At 51.3% G+C, this 15,216-nt stretch carries 24 protein-coding genes; 10 read left to right on the forward strand and 14 right to left on the reverse strand.

Translation table 11 applies throughout. The features are described 5' to 3' along the window. The first annotated feature begins 116 nt into the window (after nt 1-116). The 3 genes from NCN06_RS12740 (at nt 117) to NCN06_RS00565 (ending at nt 1,240) form a co-directional block, all read left to right on the forward strand. Nucleotides 117-242 carry a hypothetical protein gene (locus NCN06_RS12740; protein WP_255617931.1) on the forward strand — a complete coding sequence of 42 codons (126 nt, stop codon included), beginning with the start codon at nt 117-119 and terminating at the stop codon, nt 240-242. Continuing rightward, nucleotides 239-637 (forward strand): hypothetical protein, encoded by a 399-nt coding sequence (locus NCN06_RS00560; RefSeq protein WP_226398124.1) that lies wholly within the window; start codon nt 239-241, stop codon nt 635-637. Before NCN06_RS12740 ends, NCN06_RS00560 begins: the two co-directional genes overlap by 4 nt. 120 nt (nt 638-757) lie before the next feature. Next, on the forward strand, nt 758-1,240 hold the full coding sequence (locus NCN06_RS00565; protein ID WP_115025159.1) for a DUF427 domain-containing protein: 483 nt from the start codon (nt 758-760) through the stop codon (nt 1,238-1,240). 11 nt (nt 1,241-1,251) lie between these two features. Here NCN06_RS00565 and NCN06_RS00570 read toward each other — a convergent pair whose 3' ends face one another. From NCN06_RS00570 to NCN06_RS12745, 10 genes are all read right to left on the reverse strand, one after another. Beyond that, nucleotides 1,252-1,719, reverse strand: a complete 468-nt coding sequence (locus NCN06_RS00570; RefSeq protein WP_226398123.1) for a hypothetical protein — start codon at nt 1,717-1,719, stop codon at nt 1,252-1,254. A gap of 91 nt (nt 1,720-1,810) precedes the next feature. Further along, nucleotides 1,811-1,969 (reverse strand): hypothetical protein, encoded by a 159-nt coding sequence (locus tag NCN06_RS00575; RefSeq protein ID WP_250398523.1) that lies wholly within the window; start codon nt 1,967-1,969, stop codon nt 1,811-1,813. Between the two features lie 220 nt (nt 1,970-2,189). Continuing rightward, nucleotides 2,190-2,387, reverse strand: a complete 198-nt coding sequence (locus NCN06_RS00580) for a CAB/ELIP/HLIP family chlorophyll-binding protein (RefSeq protein ID WP_226398122.1) — start codon at nt 2,385-2,387, stop codon at nt 2,190-2,192. A 292-nt stretch (nt 2,388-2,679) separates the two neighbouring features. Further along, nucleotides 2,680-2,826, reverse strand: a complete 147-nt coding sequence (locus NCN06_RS00585) for a hypothetical protein (RefSeq protein WP_226422421.1) — start codon at nt 2,824-2,826, stop codon at nt 2,680-2,682. Next, nucleotides 2,823-3,539 (reverse strand): class I SAM-dependent methyltransferase, encoded by a 717-nt coding sequence (locus tag NCN06_RS00590; protein ID WP_250398524.1) that lies wholly within the window; start codon nt 3,537-3,539, stop codon nt 2,823-2,825. Before NCN06_RS00590 ends, NCN06_RS00585 begins: the two co-directional genes overlap by 4 nt. Before the next feature lie 1,713 nt (nt 3,540-5,252). Next, the gene (locus NCN06_RS00595; protein WP_226398120.1) at nt 5,253-6,248 is read right to left on the reverse strand and encodes a pectate lyase; all 996 of its coding nucleotides are present in this window, start codon (nt 6,246-6,248) and stop codon (nt 5,253-5,255) included. Between the two features lie 287 nt (nt 6,249-6,535). After that, a complete protein-coding gene (locus NCN06_RS00600; RefSeq protein WP_250398525.1) occupies nt 6,536-6,682 on the reverse strand; it encodes a hypothetical protein in 147 nt (48 codons plus the stop codon). 390 nt (nt 6,683-7,072) lie between these two features. Beyond that, the gene (locus tag NCN06_RS00605; RefSeq protein WP_226398119.1) at nt 7,073-7,261 is read right to left on the reverse strand and encodes a hypothetical protein; all 189 of its coding nucleotides are present in this window, start codon (nt 7,259-7,261) and stop codon (nt 7,073-7,075) included. A 982-nt stretch (nt 7,262-8,243) separates the two neighbouring features. Continuing rightward, nucleotides 8,244-8,423 (reverse strand): DUF8681 family protein, encoded by a 180-nt coding sequence (locus NCN06_RS12845; protein WP_502988817.1) that lies wholly within the window; start codon nt 8,421-8,423, stop codon nt 8,244-8,246. Continuing rightward, entirely contained in the window at nt 8,423-8,548 is a 126-nt protein-coding gene (locus NCN06_RS12745; protein WP_255613907.1) for a hypothetical protein, read from the reverse strand. The genes NCN06_RS12845 and NCN06_RS12745 overlap by 1 nt, the downstream gene beginning before the upstream one ends. Nucleotides 8,549-8,726: 178 nt before the next feature. Between NCN06_RS12745 and NCN06_RS00610 the strand changes: the two genes are divergently transcribed. The 4 genes from NCN06_RS00610 to NCN06_RS00625 all read left to right on the forward strand — a co-directional run bounded on the left by NCN06_RS00610 (nt 8,727) and on the right by NCN06_RS00625 (nt 12,947). Beyond that, nucleotides 8,727-8,942: a hypothetical protein gene (locus tag NCN06_RS00610; RefSeq protein ID WP_115025151.1), complete on the forward strand. Its 216-nt coding sequence runs from the start codon at nt 8,727-8,729 to the stop codon at nt 8,940-8,942. Nucleotides 8,943-9,701: 759 nt separating this feature from the next. Next, a complete protein-coding gene (locus NCN06_RS00615) occupies nt 9,702-9,959 on the forward strand; it encodes a hypothetical protein (protein ID WP_226398118.1) in 258 nt (85 codons plus the stop codon). A gap of 267 nt (nt 9,960-10,226) precedes the next feature. Beyond that, nucleotides 10,227-10,481 carry a hypothetical protein gene (locus NCN06_RS00620; protein WP_250398526.1) on the forward strand — a complete coding sequence of 85 codons (255 nt, stop codon included), beginning with the start codon at nt 10,227-10,229 and terminating at the stop codon, nt 10,479-10,481. A gap of 2,385 nt (nt 10,482-12,866) precedes the next feature. Then, nucleotides 12,867-12,947: a hypothetical protein gene (locus NCN06_RS00625; RefSeq protein ID WP_226398158.1), complete on the forward strand. Its 81-nt coding sequence runs from the start codon at nt 12,867-12,869 to the stop codon at nt 12,945-12,947. Nucleotide 12,948: 1 nt separating this feature from the next. Here NCN06_RS00625 and NCN06_RS00630 read toward each other — a convergent pair whose 3' ends face one another. The 3 genes from NCN06_RS00630 to NCN06_RS00640 form a co-directional block, all read right to left on the reverse strand. Further along, on the reverse strand, nt 12,949-13,290 hold the full coding sequence (locus NCN06_RS00630; protein WP_226398157.1) for a hypothetical protein: 342 nt from the start codon (nt 13,288-13,290) through the stop codon (nt 12,949-12,951). A 136-nt stretch (nt 13,291-13,426) separates the two neighbouring features. Beyond that, nucleotides 13,427-13,603 carry a hypothetical protein gene (locus tag NCN06_RS00635; protein ID WP_250398527.1) on the reverse strand — a complete coding sequence of 59 codons (177 nt, stop codon included), beginning with the start codon at nt 13,601-13,603 and terminating at the stop codon, nt 13,427-13,429. A gap of 6 nt (nt 13,604-13,609) precedes the next feature. Next, nucleotides 13,610-13,834: a hypothetical protein gene (locus NCN06_RS00640; RefSeq protein WP_250398528.1), complete on the reverse strand. Its 225-nt coding sequence runs from the start codon at nt 13,832-13,834 to the stop codon at nt 13,610-13,612. A gap of 234 nt (nt 13,835-14,068) precedes the next feature. Here NCN06_RS00640 and NCN06_RS00645 point away from each other — a divergent pair, with 234 nt between their 5' ends. After that, nucleotides 14,069-14,263, forward strand: a complete 195-nt coding sequence (locus NCN06_RS00645; RefSeq protein WP_226398114.1) for a hypothetical protein — start codon at nt 14,069-14,071, stop codon at nt 14,261-14,263. Between the two features lie 145 nt (nt 14,264-14,408). Here NCN06_RS00645 and NCN06_RS00650 read toward each other — a convergent pair whose 3' ends face one another. After that, nucleotides 14,409-14,555 (reverse strand): hypothetical protein, encoded by a 147-nt coding sequence (locus NCN06_RS00650; RefSeq protein WP_226398162.1) that lies wholly within the window; start codon nt 14,553-14,555, stop codon nt 14,409-14,411. On the opposite strand from NCN06_RS00650, the gene NCN06_RS00655 reads away from it, so the two are divergent. Then, entirely contained in the window at nt 14,533-14,808 is a 276-nt protein-coding gene (locus NCN06_RS00655; protein ID WP_250398529.1) for a DUF1651 domain-containing protein, read from the forward strand. The two genes, NCN06_RS00650 and NCN06_RS00655, sit on opposite strands and share 23 nt — an antisense overlap. 28 nt (nt 14,809-14,836) lie before the next feature. Continuing rightward, complete coding sequence (locus tag NCN06_RS00660) at nt 14,837-15,193, forward strand: hypothetical protein (RefSeq protein ID WP_226398112.1); 357 nt, start codon at nt 14,837-14,839, stop codon at nt 15,191-15,193. The last annotated feature ends 23 nt before the right edge of the window (nt 15,194-15,216 follow it).

Genomic DNA, 15,216 nt, shown 5'->3' on the forward strand with positions numbered 1-15,216 from the left:
GAAGTGGGTGCGGCAAAGCTAAGAAGCGTCGGTTCCACCGTCAACGTCAGGCCTGACTCTCCGATCAGCTCTCGTAGATCGAAGTGGTTATGGTTTGATGGATTTGATGCATGGACATGGGTGACTACGCAACAGCGATCTGGGTCACCATCGGCTTAACAGTCATCATCACAGTTCCTGTCGTTTGGCAATTTCTTCAGCCAAACGACGATGATTTTGGAGACCTCACGCGTAGAAAGTGAGCCAACACGAAGCCGTCACCATCCGTTGCTGGCAATTGACGGGTGAAACAGCCCTTGAAGACATGGTTCTCGGTGTCGACGAACGTGCTGTTCGCGATGGCGTCAATGTTTTGTCCTCCGAAGATTTTGATGCCTGTTTGGCGATCGTCTTATGTCGAATGGGGCTGAATTTCTACGCACACCTTTCGCAGGTGGTGGGGCATTACAAGGGGGACCCCAATGGGATCTGGGACCGCAGTCGAGGCGGCGGTGCTCCCGAAGGCACGGCCTATGAAATCAGGCCGATCACTCGTATTCATCGGGTTCCGGATGCTTTGATCGGTCCCGATTGCTCCGATGGAGTTGGGGTCGCCCATCGAGTTGCGGTGATGCACTATCTGCTCGACATGGGCTGACCTCTACAGCGGATGGATTTGATTTGGCCATCAATGCAGGAATTGTGATCGAACAGTGTCGCTTTCTTGTGCCAATCATCGCCGTTAAGATTGCTTCTGATTGAGACAGGGATAGATCACATGCGACCCGTTGAAAATGCTTCTGAATATCCTCGTCCCCCCTTGGTTGAGCTGGTGTCGGGTTCTGTCGAAATTTGGATTTTGGGAGAGTTGATTGCACAAGATCAGCGCTATGTGCGTGTCTGTGAGACATTCCACCCTCCTACGATTTATCTTCATCCTTCGGCTTTTAAACCTGGCACGCTCCACCCTTCAACGGGGCGGCCGTCGTTTTGCGAATGGAAAGGAGTTGCTTCCTACTGGGATGTAAGCGCTGATGATGGAACCAGTCGTCGCGTTCGTGCGGGGTGGAGCTATCCCGATCCAACCCAATCGTTTGCTCTCTTAGCCGGATGGATCAGCATTTATCCAAGAAGTGTTGATGGTTGCAGGTTGGAAGGGGAAACGGTTTTGGCTCAGCCAGGTTTGTTTTACGGAGGCTGGATCACACCTTGGACACGTGGTCCGTTTAAGGGGGATCCCAACCATCCGGAACTGATATGAAGAGGACGTGTTCAGTTCGATGGAGCCATGGGATTGGGATCTGTATCCAACATGAATTGGTTGCTGAAGGTGTTCATCAGAATCTCCCAAAAACCAGGTCGGCGAGCGAGTTCATGGCTTGCCTCTTGGATGGCTAAGTCTTTTTGAAGCTCCGTAAGATCAAGACTCTGAGTTAATTGATCGAATGCTTTGCGTTCTGCCGAGTTAACAGCAAACCCGTAGTCCTCTCGGCTGCAGCCAATCACCATATAAGCGAGCTTCGCGGCCAGAGGGCGGTCGGCAATTGCAATCTCCTGGGCGAGTTGCTTCAGATCCATCGGGTTTTCAAAAGCCTGATCCCAGCTATCGAACTCTGACTTCTTGAAGTATTGCTTGCTCAATCTCTCCAACATCACAAGCTCTTCTGGTGCAAGGACACCATCGGCACTTGCCATCAGCACCAAGATGCGAAGCAATGCACCTGAAGAACGAAGATCCACAGTCGGTTGTGCTCAGCTTTTCAGATTCATCTTGCAGGAGCTGTCATGTATCGAACATGCCCCTGTATGACCTTGACATCTGATTGGACGTCTAAGAGCTGGGGCGGTGAAACGGAGCTGCTGATGACTCGAGCTTGGCGTGAGCCTTGTCAGCCTTCTTCAGGATCTTCTGGGCTTCGTCGCGGGTCTTGCACTCTTCAGCAGCGAGCTGGAGGGACTCGAGACGTAGGTGAGCAGTGCTTGTCTTCATCGCTTCATAACCAATTCATAACCTTCTATCGCAAAACGTCCATAACTTCAAGAGTCATTGCAACAAACGGGTTTAAGGGCGACTTTTGCATGACTTCTCTTGTAGTGGCGATGCGACGAGTTGCAGTCCCCATCGAAGGTTTTTGGGGATTGCCTGCAGATGTCGATGGAGTGGGGGCCTGGGAGTCACTGCTGAGGTGTCTAATAAGCCCCCGAGGCAATCAGTTGCAGCCGAAAACCCCGAAGGTGATCTGACTGATGATCCCGTGTCCCGTCAGGGCCTCCGTCAGGACGCCCACAACAAAGCCAATCATTGCGGTGCGGCCATTGAGTAGTTCGGCTCGCTCAAAGCGCTCGTTGCGGATTTGTGCAGCGGCAGCGTTTTGGAACCAGTCGTCATTGGGGGTGGAAGAAGCCATAACCGTTCTGTAGATTTCGAAATGTTAAGCCCTGCGTAACAGTTTGTAAAGCACGGGCTGAAGAGCTGTCTCCCTAAGGAGCGTCACCGACTGCTGGCAAAGGGATTGGTTTGGATGCAGGCCGGAGGCATGTCATCTCCCCCAGCCATGTCAGCCTCGCGAAACCGAGCCCAGAGGCGCTTTTCGTCACTCCGATTCGATCAGGAATTGCGGTGGTGGCCGGCGCGGATGTCCTGTTGCTTGACGAGTTCAGCCCCGAGTCCCTGGCAACCTTGGTTCCCATGCTTTGTCCTCAGGCAGAGGCGCGCCCTGCTCGGGCCTCCATCGTGCTGGCAGCATCTGGGGTCACCCCTGCCGACTTGAAGCTCAACGCCAAAACTGGGGTGGATCTGAACATGCGCTTTGCGCTGAGCCAGGTCGCGACGGCGGAGCCGGTCATGGTTCAAGGCGCACCAACTGCAGGGCATCTGTGCAGCCTCGATGCCCCTGGTCGTAGATGCTTGGGACGAAACAGCCTCGCCAGCCGGCCGGCAGCTCGGCCAGCAGAGCCTCTGCATAGGGATGGCGGCGGGCGTTGAGGGCGATGGTGTGGGCTGGATAAAGCCGAACCTGTCGGCGACTGACACGGCACAGTTCCGCCAGAGCAAGGCGATGCCAGGTCAGATCCAGCCCCTGACCAGCCATCAGCCCCCCATCGGCCAGGGGTGCATAGGAGAACAGCAGGTGACCGCAGAGCACCAGATCAAAGCTCTGATCCTTGAAGGGCAGATCGGGCAAGGCCGCACTCAGATAGCGATCTGGATGGGCCCGGTGGTCGTCGAGAAATTCTTTTAGGGCGACTAGGTGCTCCTGTCGACAGGCCTCAAGATCAAAGTCGCTGCGCAGTGTGGGGCTGGTGGCCTGTATGGCCATGGTCTGCTCCAGATCCGCCAGGGCGCGGCGCTCGAGGTCCGCCCGGGGGAGCGCATAGACAGGATCGATGGCCGTGACGTCGCAGCCTTCGGCGCGCAGGTGGGCCGCCAGGGTCCCCGGACCTCCAGGGCAGTCGAGAACTATGGAGCCCCGCCAGCGGTCGAGTTCAGCCGCGAGACCGAACATCTGCATGGCCTGCTCCCCAAGTCTCCCGTAGAAAACGACACGATCTAATTTCATGAGGGAGAAATCTTCGTGAGAGGCCCAGTCCACGAACATCAGCCATGGATCCTTCGTTCAAGTTTATCGATGTAAAATGACAAGCCAGGGTAATTGTTGAGGCCGAGACAACGAGGGCTTGCAGACTGCATTTTTCACAACAAGAATGAAAATTGGTCTGTCTCAAGTTGCGATGTTATTTGTGTAATGTCTCCACGCCGCTCTTGTTAGATGACAGTATTTCTAGTTCATGCAGAGAGATGTTTTTGCAAGCTATGGTGCCAATTAATGCTTGCCGGGTTTATGTCTTTCAAGCATATTGGTTAAAAAGACAACACAACGCCAATTAAAAGTCCGCAGGTATTGGCTAGAAAATCCATGCATTCTCTTTGGCGATTCACACGGGGCTGGATCAGTTCGATGAAGCCGCTGTAGAGCGCAAAGCCGAGGATGATGAGCCTCGTCTGGGCTGGCGCCGTGCGGTTGGAAAGGCCAGCGCTGCGTAGGCAACGAAATGATGGGTTTTGTCGGAACCTGGACCTTCAGGAAGCGTGTTGAGGGGATGTAACGACAACGCTGTGATGCACACAAGCAGGGTTGAGCTCAGGTTGAGCCAGTGGCGTTGAATGAATTGCGTCACTGTCTTCCTCTGTGCATTGGCCTGAGGCCAGATCATTCGCGCTTAAGCGAAGCGTCTGTGACGTTCTTCCCGCTTCTTCTGTTGTTGGGATCCGATGGCCAAGTGGTGAAGTTCCTCTGCATTCAAGGGACGCAATGCAGAGATGAGTGCGTCATCAGTCCAGTAGTCAGGACTGTCGAGAAGTCCTAAGTGCAATGGGCAGGACGGGCCAGCAATCATGGCTGCTCCCTTAAGAATGTCTTCATCATGGCGCAGCATGATTCCATCGCTGGGTTGACGCTCTCCACCAGATCTAGTGTCTGGCCAATCACTAGCTTGTCGCCGCGACAAGCATGGTCGATGTGGGTGAGGATGCCTAACTACCGCTAGCACTAGATGCAGTGCTGCCCTTGCCTGATGGAGCTTCGTTACGCATATTCATTTGAGTCTTAAGTGACTGTTGTCGTCCACTACATCTGGGGGCTAATGGGTATTATTTTTCTATTGCATCAAAATCTGGTGCAGATTGCCGGGTGATGGGGATTGCTACGGCTCTTGAAACCGCTCCTGCGATGGGGCGGTTTTTTTGTCTGCACCGAACGATTTATAACCTCGGTCTCCCTTCGAGCAAGCCTGTTGCAGCCGGATGCGGTCAGCTGTTGATCTGCACCTGCAACCCTTGCTTTGGCAAGCCATGGTTCGCACTCAAGGAGCTTGTGGAGCCTGATCAGGCTTGGGTTGTTTGTTGGCTCCGATTAAGGCCGCTTGCAGTGGTGACGGCCTTTCTCTTGGCGCCAGGCTTGTCAGCACCATGCCAAAGCCGGCGAGTCGGATTGAATGCAACAACGCTGCGGAGAAAAGGACCGATCGGGTGGCGCCATTGGAGTGAGGTACTCCCATCGCCACTGTGTTGATGAATTGATCCGGAGACTGGATGACGCCATCGATTACGAAAGAGGAGCAACTTCATGAAAGCGTCAAAGAACTCAGCACATCTCGAAATCAAGATCGATCTCTCAGTGCAGAGATTAATGGGTCTTGCATCTTTATTTTTACAGCTTAATAGTGATTTTTAGTGACACGGATGCATCGGGTGAAGTGTTGATATGGCTTAATCAGTCAGGCCGATGGCGTGGAGCATCACCAAGCAGAATATATGTTCTTAATAAGCCCAATCCAAAAGCGAGGTATAGGCAAAATTCTGCCCACTCTTGATCGATATTAATTACGAAATCAGTCCCCGATTCCGTAGCTACGAAATAAGATAGTAATGCGGCGCAGAAGAATAACGGCCAGAAATATCTCGGCATAAAGAATGCTGTGGGCAAAGTTGCCCCACCGCTAAGAAGTCTTGATCGGATTAAGCCAACAGAAGGTCGCCATAGCACCAAAATCAGGATCAAGGCTGAAAACAAGAAAAGATTGAGATCGAGATGGTTCTGGAAGAACTTTAGGTTGTGAAATGTGGTTTGATTCTGAGCATTAACAGCTGCAATATTCTCTGGTGTTTTCCATCCAAATAATACTTGACCCCAAGCAATCTCCTCTAGGCCAACGAAGAACATGCCAAAAGAAATGATGGCGTAAATGACAGCGTGCAAGCGCATGAATAGACGTCTCCATAGATCCCTGGAAATCAGCCAAGAAACCCACGCCGAAGTAAATAAGATCAGGGCTTGCAAATACTCAAGAATTCCTCCCTCACCCAGCAGGCGCTTGTAACGCAAGACATCCTGAACGGAAAACTTGAGCAGAACCAGGCAGCCCATGATCAAGCACGCAAGGGCAAGCATGAGTAGTGAACGTCGAGCTCGAGCTGAAGGGCTGAATTCCGAAAGCAAGGACGTTGAAAAAGCTGAGTTGCGGACAATGCTTCCTGAGATAACCAACACCAACCCAACGGCTCCAAGCAGCAGCTCGGGCCAGGGAGAAACATTGAGCCAAAAAGCGCTAAAAAATTTATAAAGTGAAACCCCCAGAACAACGACTCCAAAAAACACAAAGGCTTGGCCACATATCTTCTGCACAGTCTTTTGCCTCACCAAGCTCTCCGATTGACCATCTCCAGAGGATTGCTGAGCCTCAGGACTCGGCTTCAGGGAGCGATTCATGCGGCAGTGCTCTGCTGTTTAACAGGAGGTTATGACGCGACGCCTTTCATTGGTGCAGGCCGATGAAGAGTGGGTTGCACCATGCAGCTGCTGCTTGCATGGTGCAACCCATGCTGAAGCCCCGCCATCGCTCAGCCTGGGCTGAGCCTCTCGTTCATCGTGGAGCGGTTGTTCCGATGTAACGCCGCACTGGCTTTCGAAGTCGATCGAGCCATTCGATCGTTGAATTTCATCCGACCTGTGCGCTGGTTTGTTCTGAGGAAATCCCTCACATGGTGCGTCAAGACTCAACCAGCAATCCTGGCTTGACGAATCGATTCAAAGTCGAATCCCATCACCTTGGTTAAATAAAAATAGGCGCCCCAAGCGACGATATTGAGAGCAAGGGCCCAGATGAATAGCGTTCGTCTGGCTTGCGATGTCTCTTCTTTCATGGATTATTGCCGGTTCAGCAGACACCAAGCTCCGTAGATGGCCAGCCCAAGCAGAATCCACGGGAAAATGGTCCGCAAAAGCGTTAAACCGATCAAGACGACCACAAGCGTGATCGCGGATCGTTTGACCATTGCTTTGCTGCTGTCAGTCATGTACTGCCAGCGGGGAATCAAGGCCATAACGACAAGAGTGTTGACTTGCGTTCTAGGGGACTTGGGCTGAAAGCGCCAACTCCCCTAGAGCTTTTAGACCTCCATGGCATTTCGGCCGAGATCCTGCTATTAAATCGGGAGCTCTTGGCGCGGGGGCGCTCTGAGTTCTTCCAGTGGGATCACTTGAATATCCGAAGTGGCCTCTTCATCCACTTCGCATCCATGGTTTTGGCAGGTTCAGCAGTCGTATTCGAGGGTTGATTTCTGCTGTCTCTTAATTGCATTTGTTTCCCTCATCTGCGATTCGTCGTAGGCAAATTCGCCGTAAATTGTTGACTCTGAAAAGCTTTTTTTCAGACGTAGAGCGGCGATGCGCTGACCAAGAAGATCGAATGACCATTTGGCTGCGGAAAGAACCTTGCCCATGACAACTCTTTTCAACTCTTCTCTGGTGATAGCGCATTGCTACTGCCTGAACATTGGTGCATATACTTATTGCAGGCCGGGCCAATACGCGATTTTGGTTAAGTCACCTGATCGTTGTTGAGGATTCAAGCCTCGGTTGCTCCATCGGCCTCTTGCTTCAAGGCATGTCGGCGACGTTTCGCTTCACAGTTCCGGCACTCTTTGTTGTCCAAGCCAAAGAAATTCAGGATTTTGATGTCACCGCAGCTTGTGCACTGACGTCCCTCTGCAGGGGGAGCTTCAAAGGCCATGGTTGTTGCATCACGCACCCAACACTTAGCAACTGAAACGCAGCTGTAGCAGCCCGCAGTGTCTGAGCTCAGTTGCAGAGAATCAGTTCGAGGAGTTTTGCTGCCAGCCTCCGTTGGCCTGAGGGGAGACAACATCGGAGATCCTTCTTCTATCTACGACAAGTCGGACACTCACAGTCGTCGTCCCATTGCTGTCGCTGACGGTATCGACCGAAATAAAAATGACCGACCTGTTTGTCACCAGAGTTTTAACCCCAGCTTCAGCACCCATGGGCTAGTAACGGCCTCTTTTGAAGCACTGCACTGAGCGGTCATCCCATCCGAGGAGCGGGATGCCTTGCCAAAACACCCCATGCGAGTCATCGTCCGCGCTGTCTTCAGATTGGTTTTGGCTGGCTCTTCCTTGCTTTGAAACGATCAGCAAATGGATTGGGTCTCCATGTTTCTCTCTGCGCAGTTGCCCTAAGGCTGCTCAGATCGTCCGCTTTTACGTTGCACTGAGGGCAGTCGACTCTCACGCTCGAGTGCATGTGACCACAGTGAGCACAACAAATGAGTGACATCCTTGTCTTTGCTGATGAACCACGTTGATCGTTCAGATCATGGAATGCATCGGTGTTTGTCCCTATGCATACCTATAGCCCTGTTCCCTAGGTCATGGCCATCGAGGTAAGAGCATCAGATGTGAGTGATCAGGATTGATCAAAGATCTTTTGCAGGATGTTTCTTTCATTCTGGAGTGAATTAGCTCGCATCGGCTTGCCCAGGGGTCTTGGCTGTCGAGGGCGATTCAAAAAGACCTTGCTGAGCCACCACAGCTGAAGACCGACAAAAGCAAGAGTGAGCAGTGCCAGTTCTGTTGCTCCCTGCATCAGTAGTGCTTGCTGCGGTTCTCAATCGCATCTGCTTTAAAGCATTCCAGCTCTTCAGGTGTGTGCAATGGAGGCTTTTCCCGTTTGCCTACCAATCGCTGAAGCAGTCGCTGCAGTCGTTTCATTTTCCTATTTTGGTCAATCACACTCAGTTCTGCTCAGGCCATAACGGTGAAGGGTGAGCCTATCGATGTCCGCCCCGAGAGTTTAACGCCATCGATGATGAATTCATGCAGGCTGAGAGACATCCAATCCTCTCTGAGCGTTCCTTATGATAAGCAGGTTTAAAAGTAGCTGATTCCAATGACGTTCCAGGAGCTTGTTGCCAGTTTTAATCAACAACAAACAACATGGGAAGAGCTCTGCCTGGAAATCAGGTGCGAAAGCTGCTTCGCTTCGGTTTTTGATGAAGTCACCGAACAAATGGGCTCCGCAAGCCATGCGCTTGTTCTCCTTGCAGATGAATTCCCGAATCATTTCAAGAGTTATGCGAAGGAGAGAGGCCTTGATCAACCTTGATAAATTATTTCCTAATCATCTGTTTGAAGACTAGCTCTTGATTGATGTAGATGGCAATTCTCTTTTATGGATTCTCAGAGTTGAACTCAAGCTTCTTAAACGTTTTGCTGGCTTCAACGCTAATCAGGCTGAATGAAGTCTGTCCACTAACCTTCGGGTTTAAATCGCCATGTAATTGAACAATTTGATTAAAATGCTTGTATCCACCTCTGGAGCTTTAAGGCTCAAAAACATAATTCTTTTTCTATGTAGTTATTGTCAGGATACCAGAGTTGAAGTGCTGCATTGTGCATGATTACTTTCGTGGCTGTGAGTTTCCTTTCGTCCAGGTACAGGTGCCCATCACGCTCTGCTGAGCGAGCGTGCTGATGGGCATCATCGATAAAAATATAGAAACGACAACTAATCCGAATGAAGAGGCTCCGAAGTGGTTTTGTCTCAAGCCAAGAAGAGCAATCCATCTTTATTGTTGCAATACATTTAAATTGTTCCGATCCTTTGCTGGTCTAGGCCTTGCAACCGATGATGTCGCTTTGAGCAAGTGCTCTAGATGGAGCCATTGGCTCCATTCTCGTTCATTTTTATCGCTCATACCCGCGAGGCAGGTCATCGAGTGCTCCATTGAGGTGCACCTGAATATCTCTACTCATGGGCGGCTCAAGCTGAAGCCATAACTGATCTGATGGCTCCACTCAAGGCCGAATCACCTTGTCTTAGACGACTGGAGTTGCTAGAGCGCAACCAAGCAACCATCCGTCCATGAACAGAGCACTCTTCGCGCTGCTGCCTTTGGCACTTGCTTCAGCCATGCCTGCTGCAATGGCTCAAAAGGAGATCCCTAAAGCTCCGGGGCATGACCAGTGCCCGCTTGGTTACGTCAATACCCTTGGTACGACATGTGTGTCGCCCATCTATTACGAGGTGGCCCCTACTGCCGGCGAAGCTTGCCCGTCAGGATGGATGAATATTGGCGCTGGCTACTGCAAGAAGAAAAAGGGACCTCTCGGCATCCTCTGAGCTCTTAAGCGGGGCTCAGTTTCGAGGGACCCCCCCATTCCTCAGCTGAGCTCAGGAGGTCAAGGTTCGCTGCTCCATCGCGATCTTCAGATCCTGGTGTGGGCGATGCCATGCCCGCCTGACCTGAACAAAAAATAGGCAATTGTTCCCCACGTATGCAATTGAGAGAATGAGCCTTTGACGGTCAAATAATGAAAAGAAAATAATTACCTATTTGCGTAATATAAAGCCTTTGGCTTGGTTAAGCGGGTAAGTGCTTAAGTCCACATGTATTTTATGGAGGACATTATGCACGGCCAGAAGAACTCCCCTGCGTGTTTCTTGCGCTGGTCTGTCAGTAAGGTCGCTGACAAGCTCTATGCCGTAGCAGCAACGGTTGATGGAAAAGAGTACGATTTTGTCGGTAATTTTAAAAGTGTCCGTGAAGCACAAAAAGCAGGTCGCCAATATGCTCAAGATTTAGTTCATAACTCGATGGCTGGAGGTCGCTTATCTCTTAAGCAACAGTCTTTGGCTGCATAATTACAATGTTTCTGTTCTGTTGATCCTTTCTGGGTTGTTCCTGAATTGGTCCAAGCCTGATGGGTGTTATCGCTAGAAGAAAAATCGCCTTTGGTGTGTTTCCACTCCAAGGGTTTTTTATTGCTTCTCAGTATTGCTGCTGATGCTTTCCCGGGTGTCGGTGCTGAGTGGGTATCGCTATGTTCCACTCAAATGCTGCTTTTCAACGCAGCTGCCGTTGATGAGGCGCCAGAAAAGGAGTGAAATGGCCGACAGCTCGTTAACCACGCATCCATCGAACAACCGCGCCCGATGTGGTTTCCCTCTCGCATCTAGGCGACAGGTCTGCATAGAGATTATGGCTGTGTGATGCTGATTCACAGTGAGACCATCATCGAAGGTGGAGCGACGATGCAGAAGTTAGGCCGTCTGCGTTGCAACCCTCCAAGCGAAGAAACGCTGGTCTGACTCCCCGCATCGCCAGAAGAGAGTCAGTGCAGTGACCAGCGCCCAATGGTTAACGGAAATACCATTGGAAAGAAGGTGCCTTCGTATGCGCCTTCTTTGGTCAGCTTGGCGCTTACAAGACCTCTCATGTCTGACTTATGAGCAGATTGCGCCGCTCAAAAGATCCTGGCGCGGGTTCAGGATTGGCCAGCATCTGTCTGTTAGGCATCAAAAACGCCTTCTACGAGACCAGTTGATGGATTAGTGGGTTGAATCGGTACAGCAGGAAATAATGCTGCCGCTAATTTGATGTAACAAGACAATAATCGTGTGGGCTATTTTATTGATAATTGATGAAAGTTTCCAGTTATGTTATTGCCTGTTGGACGTCAATCGAGTGCAGAAGCAACGAAGGAGCATTGACTCATTACATAACTATTTTGAATGCCATTCAACAATCTGGCCTCCTGTTTGGAAGATGCCTATGAACAAGATTCCAGAGCCTGGTTAGGTACTCACGTTTCTACGTCCTGCTACTTGCATTTCGTGCATCCAGCGTTTCGGCAAGCAGATCAACAGGACGCTTGATAGGAACCTCAGCTCTTCTGCGTCATCCCAGTGGACATCTTTCGAATCACGGCGTTGCAGCCATGATTCCCATTCGTTGACTGATCGCGATTCGAGCATTCCTCTACTTCAGCATGGGCCGAGACGGCAGAACAGCTTCTGAGACTCTTCTGAACATTGCACGAATAGCTCGCCCCGTATTCCGTCCGTCATCGCTTTGCCAAAGGGATGCACGCCACCAATATCCCTTCGCCAACATCTGCGAGGCAATGGGTCACTCCATCGAGGCTCACCTGAAGAGCTACGCCAGGCTCAAGCCAAATGCAACGGCAGACCTAGTGGCAGCGGTCAACGTTTGATTGATTAGTCAGACTCCGCGCCATGCCGAATAAGGACCGCGCTACCAATCCACCCCTAGAAAAACCGGGTGATGAGGGTCAAGCACTGGCCTACGTCCTGAGGTATTCGGCCATAGACAAAGAAACAGCCATTGGCTAGCCGTGAGAGGTGTGGCTATGGATGAAAGATGCAGGTGGTAACGACCCAATTGAGAAAGTCATCCCTTATCAATACATCCATCTATCTGTTGCCAGTATTGGCATTAATACCAGGCCAGGCTTGGACAAATGTGCAAGTAAAAGCTATGCGGATATGATTTGCGGGACCTATCTAAAAACAGCTGAACCAGAAGACCCAGAAATAAAGATGCGCTGCATTTCTGGGCTGGTCAGACTTGGCAAAAAAGCACTCCGGGTTTCCGGGAGTAGTATTCAACGATGCAAAGCTGAAGCTAACTTTTTCAGTTGTATAAGTGGATATACCTCAGATGCCAGTCGATAGGCAAGAACAGCACGTGAACACGCTGTCGAGATTCGATCTATATCGCTAACCCCACACCTCCTCAACAGTCCTCGCCTAGAGGAACTTGGTCAAACCATTCAAGATGTTCTAGGACCACGTTCAATCATCTGGTCCAACAATTCAAAGACTTTCGGATGCAAAGGGCGAAGCCTGTATGGGTACTACAACATCCCAAGAGGATTCGTAGTGATGTGCCAAGGTTTTCATAAAGGAGACTTTAATGAGATTGTTGATACCCTCAAACACGAAGGATGGCATGCTGTTCAGCAACAATGCCGAAAGGGGGCGCCTGTTCTAAGTCAGCAGCAAATCGCATCCCAGATTTGTCGTGTAGATATTTTCAACGTTGATAATTACCACCCCAAGCAACAACGCCTTGAAAGCGAGGCAAGGATTATGGCCAAAGTGAATGTCAAGAATTGGATACGCCTTGTAAAACAAGAATGTAGGGGAAAGCACAAAAAGCGCTATACCAATTTGATCTTGGGTTGAGCAACCGGAATACCACCAATGCCGTAAACCCGCAGGCGGATGCTCAGGTACAACGCCATTGAGGCCTGGGACAAGATGCTCAGAACAGGCTGGCTCAGGTGTTCGCTACCAGTGCAGTGATTCAGAACTTTCTTGGGTAAGGGGGGTTTCCTGCCATCTCAACGTTGATCTCCCTGCAGATGTTCATCCATGCCCCCAATCCAAAATTCACGCCATTAGGGCCATCGATGAATTCCTGAAACTCCTCCGCTGTGATTCCTTCGCGGACTTCCCAGATGCAGAAAGCAGGGCCTTCAGGGCCAACGGGACAGAACGAATGGTTGTAGAACCCCGCTTCTAAATTTTTGGCGACGGCCTCATCCCAGCCACCACCTGGAGTCATGGCTGCCTGGGCCGTCTCCCACCACTGTTGTGCTTTGCCTGCGCGGAACTCGTGATGAACGTGGAAAAATTTGGATGCCATGAAGCGGATGGCTTTCGGCACATCCTGGGTTGAGAACTCAGCCTTCTTTGTGGCTTGCAGCACTCTGCAGGAACTGACTACTACTTGGTTAGGTGCAGGCCGCCACGGTGCCGCCGGCTCTCATTAGTTGGGTGATTCAGCCTTTGCCTCCTGTTACTCGGCCGGCGACGAAGCCGATGCCGCCAGCGACGACGGCAGCCTGCATCTGCCAGATAAGACGCCGGTTACGCCATGTCGTCTTGTTGAGCCAAATCCCAGTTCCTACCGCCATGATCAGCAGGATGATCAGGACCGCCTGGTTGAGGTTTCTCATGTGATCTCAGCCTCGACCAACTGTCTTGGCAAGGGCATGCTCCATGCGCACATACAGCGGGAGAAGTTTCGATGGGACCTGCTTGAGAAACTCCCTCTCCGCTTTGACTGTTGCCAAAGCGTGGATCTCTTGTCCTTTCGGGTCTTGGTAGGTGAAGATCTCAAGCCCTTCTGGTGAGACGGCAGCCCCGACCTTGTTCCCGTCTCTGAGTAGAAAACGCGCCACGTTCATTTGAAACCAACGGTCATTTTTAGATGGTTTTTGCCTGGCTAAGCCGTTGTCTGTATACCGAGACCTTGGGGCCCTAGCCCGCTTCTGGTTCCCAGCCCATTTCCTTCTGCCAGATGGGCGCCCAAAGCTTGCAGCTCTTTTTTATGCGAGCTGCAGTTTTGCTGATGGTTTGTTTCAACACAGTTCTCACCCCTGAAGACGCCTTACAAAGGATTAACAACTGAAGGAGGTGCCATGAGCCGATCAAGGTCGTTCAACCGCTTTCATCGTTATTTGGCTCGGCAGAAACGCCGTGGACTGCGCTCCGTCCTGCCGCAGTTCCAGATGGATTTCGAGTACTACGGATCGCCCATCGATCACAGCCGCGACATGCTCAACAGGCTGAAAGGGCGTGAAGTGGAGATTGAGCTGCTGGACACTGAGTCTTGACTGAACTAACCAGCCTGATGTGCCCAGCCCATCTCCTTCTGCCAGGTCGGTGCCCAAAGCATGCATTGCTTCTTCAGGTTCTGCCCCTGTTGCAGCTGCTTCAGCATGGGGGGGCACCCCACCAGGCAGCCAACGCTTGAAGAGGTCAGAAGTCGTTGGCTCGTAGTGCTGCCACGAGTTCCCCCAGCAGGAACAGGGCAATGCGGGTGTCGCGGGTCATGGTTGAGACGTGACTGTCTTGAGAGTTCCCCGCTCTCCAGACTCCGGCGATGCCGAAGAAGGTCCGCGCCACCAATCCCCCGCCAGAAAAACCAGGCGGTGAAGGTTGGCTGGTCAGTCCTGAACAGCAACTGCTTTGTCAGTTCAAACCCGACTCAGCAACGGTCTATGCGCAGTGGGTTGCGGTGCGCACCTATCGCTGCGTTCCGCCTAGCCCACCAGTCCCGCAAACCCGCCGGCAGATGCTTCGCTATAACGCAATTCATGATTGGGACAAGTTGTTGAAAATCGGCTGGAGGCGCTGCCTCCCGCTTGTGCGCGGGTAGCTACAAAACAGGGAGAAGGATCTGGCAAATGAAAAAACTTCTCGTCGTATTGCTCATGACCATGCACCCTCAAATTGCTGCAGCCGACGCAGATCCAACAATCGACAATGGCAACTTTGCGTTTACAAAGCCTTACTTGATGTCAGTGAGCTACTCAAGATCATCAGAAGACAAAGCATTGTTTGGCCTTGCGATTACAACCAAAGAGCAAAATAAAGATCAAAACGGATTGGACGTGCCGACCGCGATGGTAATGAATTGTAAGACCGACACATTCTCTGCTGCCCTTTATTTTGAGTTGGAAGAGGCAATCGAAGCAGCGAAGCTTATTGCAGGATCTTTTTGCTTGATGCATAAACAGTACTGGTCACATTCTTTTTGGTGATCGCCTCTCTTTCATGAAGGCCA

It is taken from the genome of Synechococcus sp. MU1648 (genome assembly GCF_023630615.1).
GTDB lineage: Bacteria > Cyanobacteriota > Cyanobacteriia > PCC-6307 > Cyanobiaceae > Parasynechococcus.

Excerpts from the sequence above, each read along its gene's own strand:
- NCN06_RS12740 (WP_255617931.1), top strand. The coding sequence starts at position 117 with ATGGGTGACTACGCAACAGCGATCTGGGTCACCATCGGCTTAACAGTC.
- NCN06_RS00565 (WP_115025159.1), top strand. The coding sequence starts at position 758 with ATGCGACCCGTTGAAAATGCTTCTGAATATCCTCGTCCCCCCTTGGTT.
- NCN06_RS00575 (WP_250398523.1), bottom strand. The coding sequence starts at position 1,969 with ATGAAGACAAGCACTGCTCACCTACGTCTCGAGTCCCTCCAGCTCGCT.
- NCN06_RS00580 (WP_226398122.1), bottom strand. The coding sequence starts at position 2,387 with ATGGCTTCTTCCACCCCCAATGACGACTGGTTCCAAAACGCTGCCGCT.
- NCN06_RS00585 (WP_226422421.1), bottom strand. The coding sequence starts at position 2,826 with ATGACCGGCTCCGCCGTCGCGACCTGGCTCAGCGCAAAGCGCATGTTC.
- NCN06_RS00590 (WP_250398524.1), bottom strand. The coding sequence starts at position 3,539 with ATGAAATTAGATCGTGTCGTTTTCTACGGGAGACTTGGGGAGCAGGCC.
- NCN06_RS00595 (WP_226398120.1), bottom strand. The coding sequence starts at position 6,248 with ATGAATCGCTCCCTGAAGCCGAGTCCTGAGGCTCAGCAATCCTCTGGA.
- NCN06_RS00600 (WP_250398525.1), bottom strand. The coding sequence starts at position 6,682 with ATGAAAGAAGAGACATCGCAAGCCAGACGAACGCTATTCATCTGGGCC.
- NCN06_RS00605 (WP_226398119.1), bottom strand. The coding sequence starts at position 7,261 with ATGGGCAAGGTTCTTTCCGCAGCCAAATGGTCATTCGATCTTCTTGGT.
- NCN06_RS12845 (WP_502988817.1), bottom strand. The coding sequence starts at position 8,423 with ATGCAGGGAGCAACAGAACTGGCACTGCTCACTCTTGCTTTTGTCGGT.
- NCN06_RS12745 (WP_255613907.1), bottom strand. The coding sequence starts at position 8,548 with ATGAAACGACTGCAGCGACTGCTTCAGCGATTGGTAGGCAAACGGGAA.
- NCN06_RS00610 (WP_115025151.1), top strand. The coding sequence starts at position 8,727 with ATGACGTTCCAGGAGCTTGTTGCCAGTTTTAATCAACAACAAACAACA.
- NCN06_RS00615 (WP_226398118.1), top strand. The coding sequence starts at position 9,702 with ATGAACAGAGCACTCTTCGCGCTGCTGCCTTTGGCACTTGCTTCAGCC.
- NCN06_RS00620 (WP_250398526.1), top strand. The coding sequence starts at position 10,227 with ATGTATTTTATGGAGGACATTATGCACGGCCAGAAGAACTCCCCTGCG.
- NCN06_RS00625 (WP_226398158.1), top strand. The coding sequence starts at position 12,867 with ATGCTCAGGTACAACGCCATTGAGGCCTGGGACAAGATGCTCAGAACA.
- NCN06_RS00630 (WP_226398157.1), bottom strand. The coding sequence starts at position 13,290 with ATGGCATCCAAATTTTTCCACGTTCATCACGAGTTCCGCGCAGGCAAA.
- NCN06_RS00635 (WP_250398527.1), bottom strand. The coding sequence starts at position 13,603 with ATGAGAAACCTCAACCAGGCGGTCCTGATCATCCTGCTGATCATGGCG.
- NCN06_RS00640 (WP_250398528.1), bottom strand. The coding sequence starts at position 13,834 with ATGAACGTGGCGCGTTTTCTACTCAGAGACGGGAACAAGGTCGGGGCT.
- NCN06_RS00645 (WP_226398114.1), top strand. The coding sequence starts at position 14,069 with ATGAGCCGATCAAGGTCGTTCAACCGCTTTCATCGTTATTTGGCTCGG.
- NCN06_RS00655 (WP_250398529.1), top strand. The coding sequence starts at position 14,533 with ATGCCGAAGAAGGTCCGCGCCACCAATCCCCCGCCAGAAAAACCAGGC.
- NCN06_RS00660 (WP_226398112.1), top strand. The coding sequence starts at position 14,837 with ATGAAAAAACTTCTCGTCGTATTGCTCATGACCATGCACCCTCAAATT.